Source organism: Allobosea rubneri, from assembly GCF_032464875.1.
Lineage (GTDB): Bacteria > Pseudomonadota > Alphaproteobacteria > Rhizobiales > Beijerinckiaceae > Allobosea > Allobosea rubneri.
This window is the reverse complement of the sequence record NZ_JAWDID010000065.1, coordinates 18,786-30,426: the sequence shown is the minus strand read 5'-3', so window position 1 is coordinate 30,426 and position 11,641 is coordinate 18,786. Positions and strand designations below refer to the sequence as shown.

8 protein-coding genes are annotated in these 11,641 nt (G+C 68.8%); 4 read left to right on the top strand and 4 right to left on the bottom strand.

Translation table 11 applies throughout. The annotated features are described in order from the left end of the window. A partial coding sequence (locus RKE40_RS25835) for an enolase C-terminal domain-like protein (protein ID WP_316021054.1) occupies positions 1-923 on the top strand: 923 nt, incomplete at its 5' end. 16 nt (positions 924-939) lie between these two features. On the opposite strand, the gene RKE40_RS25830 is transcribed toward RKE40_RS25835, so the two are convergent. Then, on the bottom strand, positions 940-2,643 hold the full coding sequence (locus tag RKE40_RS25830) for an IlvD/Edd family dehydratase (protein ID WP_316021053.1): 1,704 nt from the start codon (positions 2,641-2,643) through the stop codon (positions 940-942). Positions 2,644-2,763: 120 nt separating this feature from the next. After that, a complete protein-coding gene (locus RKE40_RS25825) occupies positions 2,764-5,706 on the bottom strand; it encodes a hypothetical protein (protein ID WP_316021052.1) in 2,943 nt (980 codons plus the stop codon). Between the two features lie 211 nt (positions 5,707-5,917). Between RKE40_RS25825 and RKE40_RS25820 the strand changes: the two genes are divergently transcribed. Together RKE40_RS25820 and RKE40_RS25815 are read left to right on the top strand one after the other, a co-directional pair. After that, positions 5,918-6,088, top strand: coding sequence for a hypothetical protein (locus tag RKE40_RS25820; RefSeq protein WP_157089648.1), 171 nt, complete (start codon positions 5,918-5,920; stop codon positions 6,086-6,088). Between the two features lie 32 nt (positions 6,089-6,120). After that, a complete protein-coding gene (locus tag RKE40_RS25815) occupies positions 6,121-6,714 on the top strand; it encodes an SCO family protein (protein WP_390893533.1) in 594 nt (197 codons plus the stop codon). 24 nt (positions 6,715-6,738) lie between these two features. Here RKE40_RS25815 and RKE40_RS25810 read toward each other — a convergent pair whose 3' ends face one another. Beyond that, positions 6,739-8,583 carry a glycosyltransferase family 2 protein gene (locus RKE40_RS25810; RefSeq protein ID WP_316021051.1) on the bottom strand — a complete coding sequence of 615 codons (1,845 nt, stop codon included), beginning with the start codon at positions 8,581-8,583 and terminating at the stop codon, positions 6,739-6,741. A gap of 163 nt (positions 8,584-8,746) precedes the next feature. Further along, on the bottom strand, positions 8,747-9,214 hold the full coding sequence (locus RKE40_RS25805) for a MerR family transcriptional regulator (protein ID WP_316021050.1): 468 nt from the start codon (positions 9,212-9,214) through the stop codon (positions 8,747-8,749). A 76-nt stretch (positions 9,215-9,290) separates the two neighbouring features. Here RKE40_RS25805 and RKE40_RS25800 point away from each other — a divergent pair, with 76 nt between their 5' ends. Beyond that, positions 9,291-11,639 carry a heavy metal translocating P-type ATPase gene (locus RKE40_RS25800; protein WP_316021049.1) on the top strand — a complete coding sequence of 783 codons (2,349 nt, stop codon included), beginning with the start codon at positions 9,291-9,293 and terminating at the stop codon, positions 11,637-11,639. Positions 11,640-11,641: the final 2 nt, after the last annotated feature.

Here is an 11,641-nt window from a genome sequence, read left to right as displayed (position 1 = left end):
GCCTCGACGTGCCGCCGCCGCTCCCTGTCGCGGCCCTGCGCACCGCGCTCGACGTCGCGCGCTGCGATGCCGCCGCGCGGGCCGAAGGTGTCGGCCTCGCGAGCCGGCTCGGCGGCGATGCGGCCGCCCAGATCCCGCTCTATGCCAACATCAACCGCCGCACCCGCGACCGCTCGCCTGCCGGTTTCGGGGCGAGTGCCGCGCATGCCATCGCCCGCGGCTTTCAGGCGGTGAAGATCGCGCCCTTCGACGAGGTCGACCCCGCTTTGCGCGACGATGCCGAAGGTCGGAAGGCACTGGATGCGGGCATCGCCCGGATCGCTGCCGTCCGGGAGGCGCTCGGCCCGGACCGGCGTCTGATGGTCGATTGCCATTGGCGTTTCGGCGAGGCCCTGTCGGCGCGGCTCGTCGAGGCCATCCGCCCCTTCGGGCTCTACTGGCTCGAATGCCCGGTAGTCGAGGAACCCCGGCAGATTCCGGCCCTCGCGGCGATGCGCAAAACCCTCAATGCCCACGGCACGCTGCTCGCCGGGCTCGAGGAGTTCACCGGCGCCCCGGCCTTCCTCGCCTATGCCGACGCCTATGACGTGATGATGCCCGACATGAAATATGTCGGCGGCGTGGACGAGATGCTGCGCACCGCCGAGCAACTGGCCGAGCGCGGCATCGCCGTCTCCCCGCATAATCCGACCGGGCCGATCTGCCACGCCGCGAGCCTCCAGCTCTGCGCCGCGCTGCCGGGCTTCAGCATGCTGGAAATGCAGCTCGACGAGACGCCGCTGTTCTGGTCTCTGGCCCAGCCCGGCCTGCCGCCGGTCGATGGCGGGTTTTCCGCCTTGCCCGCGGGCGACGGGCTCGGCGTCACCCTCGACCAGCAGGCGATCAGCGAGCTCACGACGGTCGATCTGCGCTTCTCGGCCTGAGGCAGGCAGGCCGCGACTAGCAGAAGTCGAAATCGACGCCCTCGTCGGCCTGCAGCACATGCTCGTCATAGAGCCGGTCATAGCCGCGGCGCCTCACCGTGGGCGGCTCTGGCAGGGCTTTGCGGCGCGCCTCCAGTTCGGCCTCGTCGACCAGCAGGTCGAGCCGGCGCTCTGCCACACTGAGCCTGATCCTGTCGCCGTTGCGCACCAGCGCGAGCGGGCCGCCGATTGCCGCCTCCGGCGCGACATGCAGCACGATCGCGCCATAGGCGGTGCCCGACATGCGGGCATCGGAGATGCGGACCATGTCCTTGACGCCCTTCGCCGCGAGCTTGCGCGGGATCGGCAGATAGCCGGCTTCCGGCATCGCCGCGGCGCTCTTCGGCCCGGCATTCTGCAGGACGAGGACATCATCCGGGCCGACATCGAGATCGGGATCGTCGATCCGGGCGGCGAGGTCGTCGAGCGAGGAGAAGACCACGGCGCGGCCCTCATGCTCGAGCAGCCGCTTCTCGGCCGCGGCGCGCTTGACGATGGCGCCGCGCGGCGCGAGCGAGCCGAAGACGGCGACGAGGCCGCCATCGGGATCGACCGGCTCCTGGCGCGGGCGCACGATCGAACGGTCGACCTGGTCGATCAGCGGTTCGTCGATCAGTTCGCCCAGCGTCTTGCCGGTCACGGTCAGGCAGTCGAGATGCAGGAGGTCGCGGAGCTCCTTCAGCACCGCCGGCACGCCGCCGCCGGCGAAGAAATCCTCCATGTAGTTCGCGCCGACCGGTTTCAGGTTCACCAGCACCGGCGTCTCGTCGGAGAGCCGATTGAGGCGATTGAGGTCGACCTTGATGCCGGCGCGGCGGGCGATGGCGGTGAGGTGCACGACGGCATTGGTCGAGCCGGAGATCGCCAGCAGCATCCGCCAGGCATTCTCGATCGCCTTCTCGGTGACGATCTGCCGGGGCAGCAGGGTTTGCGTGCCGATCAGCGCGACGGCGCGCTTGCCGCTCTCCTCGGCGCAGCGCAGGCGGTCGGCATGGACGGCGGGGATCGCGGCCGAACGCGGCAAAGCGAGGCCGAGCGTCTCGGCGATGCAGGCCATGGTCGAGGCGGTGCCCATCACGGCGCAGGTGCCGGCCGTGGTCGCGAGCCGCCCTTCGACGGCCTCGATCTCGTCCTGGTCGATCTCTCCGGCGCGGAAGCGGGCCCAGAATCGTCGGCAATCGGTGCAGGCGCCGAGGCGCTCGCCCTTGTGGCGCCCGGTCGACATCGGCCCGGCGACGAGCTGCACGGCCGGGACATTGGCGGAGAGCGCCGCCATCAATTGCGCCGGCACGGTCTTGTCGCAGCCGCCCATCAGCACGACGGCGTCGATCGGCTGGGCCCGGATCATCTCCTCGGTGCCCATCGCCATCAGATTGCGGAATTTCAGGCTGGTCGGGTTGAGGAAGACCTCGCCGAGCGAGATCGTCGGGAACTCGACCGGCAGGCCGCCGGCCATCAGCACGCCGCGCTTCACCGCCTCGAGCAGTTCCGGAAAGTGCCGGTGGCAGTTGTTGAAGCCGCTATAGGTGTTGGCGATGCCGACGATCGGCCGCGCCAGCGCCTCGTCGGAATAGCCCATCGAGCGGGCGAAGGAGCGGCGAAGATAAGCGGCGAACTCCGGGTCGCCGTAATTGGTCAGACCGCCGGCGATGCCGCGTCCCTTGCGTTCAGTCTCGCTCATGGCGCCGTACCATCTTCCTTCGAGGCTCTTGTCGAGGCACCACCGCAGGAGCCGCGGTGGTGCGGTATTGTGCATGAATGACAGGCCAGGGCACGCCATTCGCTGCGCGGCGGGCGAGCCCTATTGAATCCTGACCGGCCCGGTCGAAACGGTGCGCAGCTTCCAGCCCTCGGAGCGCGAGCCGGCGAGGTTGAGGCGGCTGGTCATGAAATGCAGCCGCTGCGTGTCCGCGCTCTTCGAGGTGCAGAAGCGGTCCTGGAGATAGAAGGGCGGCGTCGCCTGGTAATACAGGGTGGCCTCGACCGATGCCGGCTTGCCGCCGATCTCGGGCAGGGCGATGCGATAGAGCGTCGCGTCGCCGCCGCCTTCCCGGTAATCTGGATCGTCGCCGACATTGACGGGCCCGGCTTCGTCCGCCAGCTCCGGCCCGGCGCCGAGGGACGCCGCGAGCTTCACCCGCTCGTCGCGCTTGAGATAGCCTTTCGGCAGCAGGCGGTTGTCCTTCACATTGGCGCAGATCGACAGGAAGCTCGTCGTCAGCTGCCCGGCCGGTTGGGAGCCGGTGCCGCATTGCGCCGGGCCCGAAAGCGGCGGGCTCGAAACCAGCTCCTGATAGATCTGGACCTCGTCCTGCCGCGTGATCACTTCGCGATGCGGCTGATGGGCGAGCGGGTCGAGCCTCGCCGAGCAGTCGGAATTCCACCAGACCTCGCCGGCTACGGGCGCGCCCGCTGCGTCGGTGATGACGCCGAGCGCATCGGTACGTCCCGAGGCCCAGATCGTCCTGCCGCCTTCGTCGAGCACCTTGAATTCGATGAAGGCGCGCCGAAAGCCGACGCCGCTTGGAAACCTGTGGCCGACCTTGTTGGTGACGCGCACCGACGCTTCCAGCGTTGACCCCGTCATCCGGATGCTCTCGACCGCGATGGCGGCGCTGCGCTCGGCCGCCTGATGGTCGATCGCCTTCTCGGTGAAGAGCAGCGGATCGATGCCCTTCTTCGTCAGCATCGGATCCTGAGTCCGGATACCCATCAGCTCGGGGAATTGCTGCGCCATCTTGATCAGGAAGGAGTTCAGCCCGACCAGCGCATGGCTGGCGAAGCCGGAGCGCACCGGCAGGTCGATCTCCTCCGGCGGCAGGGTGTGCTCCGCCTGCGGGAAGTTGGAGTATTCCTGGATGCTGGCGATCTTGCTGCGATAGGGCTGCCCGTCCGCATCGCGGCTGGGCATATGGCAGCCCTGGCAGGTCTCGGGGCTCTTGCCGGCGCTGAAGGGCAGCGCCCCATCCGGGGACTGGCCGGTGCGGAAATCGCTGAACGCCCATTCGGCATAGGTCGTCTGCTCGTAGGTGTGGCCGATGACCTTGCCCTTGTCGAGCACCGGCAGATGCACCGTGTGGCAGCTGCCGCAGAGCTCCGAGCTCTTGATGGCGGGGTTCTGCACCGGCGTCATGCCGAGCGCATGCTCCATCGGCTTGACCTTGGGATCCTCGAACGGGCCCTTCATCTGGGTCATCTCGTCCATCAGGAAGCTGCCGGTGAAGGTCCTGGCGAAGCCCGTATTCTCGGGGTTGAGAAAGGCCTGCCGCTCCTCGACGCAGCTGTTCTGCGGCTCGGCCTTGACCCGGTTCCGCTCTGCCTCGCTCAGCGCCATGGCGTGACAGGTCGTGCAGGAAACACCGTCTCGGGCGAGCGCCCCATGCTTCGCGGCAAGCCCGGAATGGCCGGCGGGCCAGGGCACTGCCGCGACGGCGGCGCGCGTGAAGGGCGTGCAGCCCTTGCCGGCGGCGCGCTGGTCGATCTTGAACTGTCTTTGTCCCATCACGCCATGGCAGCCGAGGCAGGTGTCCTGCACGAGAGCGGCGGCTTCCGGATGGAAGGTTTCGGTCTCGCTGGCGAGCTGGGCGAAGAAGACCGGGTCGCGCCCGGCCAGGCCCATGGGCGAGGTGCTCCAGGTACCATAGGGCGAGAGATTGAGGAGGCGGCCGCCCGGCCCCGGCAGCGTCATGTCGAAATGCAGCCCCGTCGACCCCGCATCGTGGCAGCCGAGGCACTGGTCGGAAGTCAGGAATTGCTGCTTCGCCTCGCGCCGGTCCGCGCTGGCCCAGACGTTGTCATAGGTTTGCGACGGCATCCGCATCACCTTGTCCGCGCTCGGATGCGGGAAGGGGATGCCGTAGAAGGCGGCGAATTCGGGTGCCGGGCGTTGGCGTGCGGGAGCGCCGAGCAGCGTGACGTCGTCGGATTCCTGCACGATGCGCAGATGGTTCAGCATGGCGGAAAGGTCGTCATGCGCCTTCGCCGAGCGATCGGTGAAGCTGTTCTGGCTCAGGAAGACCAGCGGGCGGCCGGGCTCGCCCCTGATGTTCTTCAGGTCGGCGAAGGTCGCGTTGGCCTTGGCGCTGGCATGGCAGTTCACGCAGTACTGCCCGAAGCCCATATTGGGATAGCCGTTGCCGGGCCCGGCAGGCCAGTCGGGCTTCCAGTCGCTCCAGCCGAACCAGCCCCAGAACCAGCCATCATGCGAGGCCTTGGCGTCGCGCACCATCACGGCTGCGCCGCTGGTCGGCAGCAGCCGCAGCGGGTCGACATCGCGGCAGAGCGCGGCGGGGGCTGGGAACATCTCCTTGACCATCAGCGCCCCGTCCGGAACCGGCGCCTCGGTCGCCGTCGTCTCGTGCGCTCCGCCGCGATTGGCCTTCAACCAGCCGAACATCTCCGGCGAGTACCAGATGACGACCGGGGCATGGGTGCCGTGATAGTTCCCGGTCGCCTTGTCGTTCCGGAGCGTCGCGGTGAACGGCCCGGTATCGCGCACCGACTTGTCGACGCGCCAGCCGGCGGCCGGATTGCGGTGGCAGAAGGCGCCGAGATAGCGGCCGAGCTTCTCCTGATAGACGTCGAGCGGAAAGGCGCCCGGCCGTCGGATATCGCCATCGAGCGCGGCACAGAGCGCAGGGTCGCTGGGAACCATCGGCGTCGGGCGTTCGGCCGGGCATTGGGAGGCGGCAGCGAGCCCCGGAACCAGGGAAAGCAGGCTAAGGAGCACGATTTGGCGCAGCATGGGCAATCCGGGAGGAGCAGCGCCGGCAGGCTGCTTGCTGGGCGAAAGCAGCGCAAGCCCAATTATCGTGCCAGAGCCGGATCCGATCAGGTTGGATCAATCCGATCGGTGAATCCGTCTCTGATTGTGAGAAAGAGACCTGCCCGTTTCGCTGCGGCGTGATGGCCGCTTCCGGCCGCGGCTGTCGAGCGCTACATTGCGAGGGATGGATATGTCGCCGCAGACCGAGATCCATGACGAGCCGTCGGCCTCGAAGGCTGTGCTCTGGCTGCTCGCCGGGGGCGTCGGCCTGCTGCTGCTCGCCGGGCTCCTGCTCTGGTGGCGCGAGGGCGATCGCCTGTTCACCGACGGGCTGATCGCCGCGATCCTGGCCTGCTTCTGACCGGCCCGGCCGGTCGACCGAGGATTCCTGCCTTGAACCGCCGCCTGATCCTTCCCCTTATCGTCTTCCTGCTTGGTGCTGTCGCGCTCGCTGCCGCGGCCTTCATCACCTTCGCCCCGGCCGGGAGGCAGGCCGGGCAGAGCCTGGCCTCGAGCGTCGGCGGGCCGTTTTCGCTGACCACGGCCGAGGGCAAGACGCTGACCGACAAGGATCTGCGCGGCGCGCCCTTCCTGGTCTTCTTCGGCTTCACCCATTGCCCCGATATCTGCCCGACCAAGCTCTTCGAGATCTCGGAGGTGCTGCGCGCTGCCGGGACGAAGGGCGAGAAGCTGCGGGCGCTGTTCATCAGCGTCGATCCCGAGCGTGACACGGTCGAGACGCTGAAGAGCTATCTCGGCTCTTTCGACCCGCGCATCATCGGCCTCACCGGGGACCGCGCCGCGATCGACGCCGCCATCAAGGCCTATCGTGGCTATTCCAAGAAGGTGCCGCTCAAGGATGGCGACTACACCATGGACCACACCGCGCTGGTCTATCTGATGGACAAGAATGGCGGCTTCATCGGCGCCTTCAACATCGAGCGCCCGCCGGCGGAAGCGGCGCAGGAATGGCTGCGGCATCTTTGACGCCGGCGCGCTGCCAGTTCTGATCTAGGCTGGTGGCTTGCGATAGCGCGAGGAGCGGGCGCGGCCATGCTCCGTCTTGTTCCAGGCGAAGGGACGGTTGCTGTACTCGATCAGCGCGAGCCAGGCCGCCAGCGAGACCAGCATGTAATAGAGCGGCAGGCCCGGTAGGCAGCGCCAGAGGTCGACGGCGCCGCGTCGCCAGGCCCCGAGCGCCGGCACCAGGAAAACGACGCAGACCCCGGCACCGGTCAGCGTCAGTGCGGTGGCCGAGAGCAGCAGCTCAAGAGGGCTGTCGGGGTTCAGCAGCGAGCCGTTCAGAACGGCGAGCGTGAAACCGAGCAGGAAGAACGGGTAGCCGAGCGTTCCCAGCAGGGTGCCGAGCGCCAGCACCAGGAAGGTCAGCGTTGCCACCGGCCCGGCTTCGAGCAGCAGCCGATGCGGCGCCAGAAGGTGGCTGATCAGCGTCTGTAGGTAGCCCTTTAGCCAGCGGGTGCGCTGCTTCATCCAGACGCGCAGATTGGGCGGAGCCTCCTCCAGGGTCGCCGAGGGCAGGTCGGCGATGCGGCCGCCGGCTCTCACCAGGCGAAAGCCGATATCGGCATCCTCGGTGACGTTCCAGGCATCCCAGCCACCGACCTCGCGCAGCGCCTCGGTGCGGAAATGGTTCGAGGTCCCGCCGAGCATGATCGGCAGGCCGCAGCGCAACAGGCCCGGATTGAAGACGTCGAAGAGCCCGGCATATTCCAGTGCGAAGAAGCTGGCGAGCCAGCCATCTCCGGTGTTGTCGATGACGAGCCGGGCCTGCAGGCAGACCAGATCCGCGTCGTCGCGCAGGAAGCGCGCGGCGGCGAGGCGCAATTGTTGCGGCTCCGGGACGTCCTCGGCGTCGAAGATCGTGAACAGCTCGCCCTGTGCCTCCGCCAGCGCGACATTGAGGGCGCGCGGCTTGGTCTGCGGCGCGCCGCGCGGCACGATCACGATCTGCATGAAAGGCGGCAGCTGGCGCGCCGCCAGCAACCGCTGCATGCCCAGGTCGATTTCCTCGACGAGGATGCGGATGTCGAGCTTGGCGGGCGGGTAGTCGAGCGCCGACAGGGCGCCGATGAGCTGGTTCAGGACCTTTTCTTCGCCGAGGAGCGGCACGGCGACGGTGTAGACCGGCAGGCGGCTGTCATCGACGCGCCAGCGATGCTCGCGCCAGAGGTCGGGCGGGGGCTTCTCCATCAGGCTCGCGAGGCGCAGCACGACGGCACCGAAGAAGACCGGTCCCAGGGCCAGCGCGACACCGATCAGCGTGCCGACCGGCGCGAGGGTCGTCAGCGCGGCGAGCAGGCCGACGATGAGAAGCGCCAGCCCCTTCTGCGAGATGCTGCTGCCGGTGCGGGCGCTGAAGCGGGTAAGGCCGGCTTCGTCGAGACCGGCCGCCCGGCGGGCGAGCATGCGGGCATTGCTGGCGCGCAGCCCTCTGGCCAGAGCCGAAGGCGTCACGATCACGAGGTCGTCGCGGCCCTGCGGTTTGCCCGCCATGAAGCGCCGCAGCGGTGCGCCTGCTGGCGGTGCGCAGGCGAAGCGGACGGGACTCCTTGGCCCGTTCGCGGCCCGCGACACGCCCTCGCGCATGATCGCCGCGAGGTCTCCGCCCGGCAGCAGCGGCGGAGCCTCGGCGAGGAAGTGTAGGCCGAGTTCGGCGGCGAGGGCCCGGTAGAATGCAACCTCACCGACGAGGCCGGAGGCGATGACCTGCCTTGCAGGCGAGACGCCGAGCCGGACGGCGGCGAGCGCCGCCCGTTGAAGTTCAGCTGGAGGAACGCCATGGCTCGCAAGGAAAGCGATCTCGACCGGCAGGCCCGCTTCGGCCACGCCGCTCACGCAACGACACGGTCATAAGACCGCGCTCCCATCGTCGCCCCCCGTGTCGGCGGGTCATTTCACCTTCGCCGACAACCTATGGTTGCTTCTTTAAAGCTGGGAGTCGAGTGGAATTCCGCATCCTTAGCGCGATTCCGGCCATTTCGGCTGGAATCGGCCGGGTTCAGCGCCAGGCGTCGGCGACACCGCCCTGGTGATGAGCGCATTGCGAGTGGTCGGCGAGCGCTTCGATGATCGCGCAATCGCAGGCGCTGACTCCGCCCGAGCAGGTCGCGGCGATCCGTTCCAGCTCCTTCTCTAGGGAGCGCAGCCGCGCGATCTTGTGGCGGACTTCGCCGAGATGGGCGACGGAGATCGCATGTGCCTGGTCGCAGGGCAGCTCCGGGTTGTCCGAAAGCTTCAGCAGGGTGCGGATGCTGTCGACCGAGAAGCCGAGATCGCGCGCATGCTTGATGAAGGCGAGCCGCTCGACATGGCGCCTGCCATAGCGGCGCTGGTTGCCTTCGGTCCGCTCCGGCGGCGGCAGCAGTTCGACCTGCTCGTAATAGCGGATGGTCTCGACCTTGACGCCGGTCTGCTCGGCCAGCACGCCGATCGGAACGACGCGTTCCAGATTCTTTCGGTCGGACATCGATTTTCCTCTTGAACCTCTAGTCACTTCAGATTGTATCTGGGGTGTCTCTAGGCGCCGTCAAGCGGAGACAATCATGCGCGAAACCGATTCCGATGCCGCAAACCCGCTGTCCTGGCAGGTCACTGGCATGGATTGCGCGAGCTGCGCGGCCAAGATCCGCAGTGCCGTCGAGCGACTGCCGGGGGTCAGCGATGTCCGGCTCTCGGTGATGTCGGAGACTTTGTCGCTCTCGCTCGCCTCCGGCGGGGCGACGGCGGCCGAGGTCGAGCGCCGCGTCGCCGGCCTCGGCTATGCCCTGGCACCGGCCAAGCCCGCGGCCTCCGCGCCCGCTCCGGAGCCGTCCTCTTGCGGCTGCGGCCATGATCACGGGCCGGCAGCAGCCGACCCGAAGATCGGCCATCGGCATGCGCCGGGTGCCGATCATGACTACGATCATTCCCATGAGGGCCACGGCCACGCGCATTCGCATGGCGGCACGGGCAAGAAGGCCAATGCTAAGGCCGATGCCGGGCACGGCCTGCCTGGCCATGTCCATGAGGTGACGCCGGACGGCATGAGCTGGTACCAGACCGGCAAGGGCCGGCTGGTGCTGCTCACCGGCTCGCTCCTGGCCGGCGCCTGGCTGGCGAGCCTCGCCTGGCCCGCTGGTTCCTACTGGCTCTTCGTCGCCGCCTGTCTGATCGGCGTCGTGCCGGTGGCGCGGCGCGCCTTCGCCGCCGCTGCGGCCGGCGTGCCCTTCACCATCGAGATGCTGATGACGATCGCCGCCGCCGGCGCGCTCGTCATCGGCGCGGCCGAAGAGGCGGCGCTGGTCGTCTTCCTGTTCGCCGTTGGCGAGGTGCTGGAGGGTGTCGCCGCCGACCGCGCCCGCGCCTCGATCCGGGCGCTCGGCGATCTCGTGCCCAAGACCGCGCTGGTCGAGGAGAACGGCACGACGCGTCAGGTCGATGCCGCCGCGCTGGCGATCGGCCAGATCGTGCTGATCCGCCCCGGCGACCGGGTCCCGGCCGATGGCGAGATCGTCTCCGGCATTTCCGGCATCGACGAGAGCCCGGTGACCGGCGAATCGGTGCCGAAGACAAAGGGCGTCGGCGATCCCGTCTTCGCCGGCTCGGTCAACCGCGAGGCGGCGTTGCGCGCCCGCGTCACCAAGGCGGCGCAGGACAACACCATCGCCCGCATCATCCGCCTGGTCGAGGAGGCGCAGGAGGCCCGCGCGCCGACCGAGCGCTTCATCGACCGCTTCTCGCGCATCTACATGCCGGCGATTGTGGCGCTCGCCATCGCCGTCGCGCTTGTGCCGCCGCTGTTCTTCGGCGGCGAATGGGCGGTCTGGATCTATCGTGCGCTGGCTCTGCTGCTGATCGGCTGTCCCTGCGCCCTCGTCATCTCGGTTCCCGCCGCCATCGCCGCTTCGCTCTCGGCCGGCGCCCGGCAGGGCCTGCTGCTCAAGGGCGGCGTCGTCATCGAAGCCGCCGCCAAGACCGGCACGGTCGCCTTCGACAAGACGGGGACGCTGACCGAGGGCACGCCGCGCGTCACCGAGGTGGTGGCGCTAGGCCGGAGCGACCGCGAGGTCGTCGAACTCGCCGCTGCGGTCGAGACCGGCTCGAGCCATCCGCTGGCGCAGGCGATCATCGCCCGGGCCGAGGCGCATCTCATCCCGGTGCGGCCGGCAACCGAAGCCGCGGCCATCGCCGGCCAGGGCGTCACCGGCCAGCTCGATGGAGTCGCGATCTTCGTCGGCGCGCCCCGTCATGCCACGAGCCGCGCGACCTTCGACGCGACCGCAAAGGCTGCGGTCGAGCAGCTCGAATCCGACGGCAAGACGGTCGCCGCCGTCATCGCCGATGGCGTGCTCGCCGGGCTGATCGCGCTGCGCGACGAGCCGCGTGCCGACGCGGCGGCGGCGGTCGCCGAGCTCAAGGCGCTCGGCGTGCGCTCGGTGATGCTGACCGGCGACAATGCCCGCACCGGCGCGGCGATCGCCGGCGCGCTCGGCATGGACCACAAGGCCGAGCTGATGCCCGACGACAAAGTCGCGGCGATCCGCGAGCTTTCGGCGCAGGCTCCGGTGATGATGGTCGGCGACGGCATCAACGACGCGCCGGCGCTTGCCGCGGCCGGGATCGGCGTCGCCATGGGCTCCGGCACCGATGTCGCGCTCGAGACGGCGGACGGCGCCGTGCTGAAGAGCCGTGTCCGCGACATCGCGGCGATGATCCGGCTGGCGCGCGCCACCATGTCGAACATCCGCGTCAACATCGCGCTCGCGCTCGGGCTGAAGGCGGTGTTCCTGGTCACCAGCGTGCTCGGCTACACCGGGCTTTGGGTCGCGATCCTCGCCGATACCGGCGCGACCGTGCTGGTCACCGCGAATGCGCTGCGGCTGCTGCGCTTCGACGCCGGCAAGACGAGCTGAGG

Excerpts from the sequence above, each read along its gene's own strand:
- RKE40_RS25830 (WP_316021053.1), bottom strand. The coding sequence starts at position 2,643 with ATGAGCGAGACTGAACGCAAGGGACGCGGCATCGCCGGCGGTCTGACC.
- RKE40_RS25805 (WP_316021050.1), bottom strand. The coding sequence starts at position 9,214 with ATGTCCGACCGAAAGAATCTGGAACGCGTCGTTCCGATCGGCGTGCTG.
- RKE40_RS25800 (WP_316021049.1), top strand. The coding sequence starts at position 9,291 with ATGCGCGAAACCGATTCCGATGCCGCAAACCCGCTGTCCTGGCAGGTC.
- RKE40_RS25820 (WP_157089648.1), top strand. The coding sequence starts at position 5,918 with ATGTCGCCGCAGACCGAGATCCATGACGAGCCGTCGGCCTCGAAGGCT.
- RKE40_RS25825 (WP_316021052.1), bottom strand. The coding sequence starts at position 5,706 with ATGCTGCGCCAAATCGTGCTCCTTAGCCTGCTTTCCCTGGTTCCGGGG.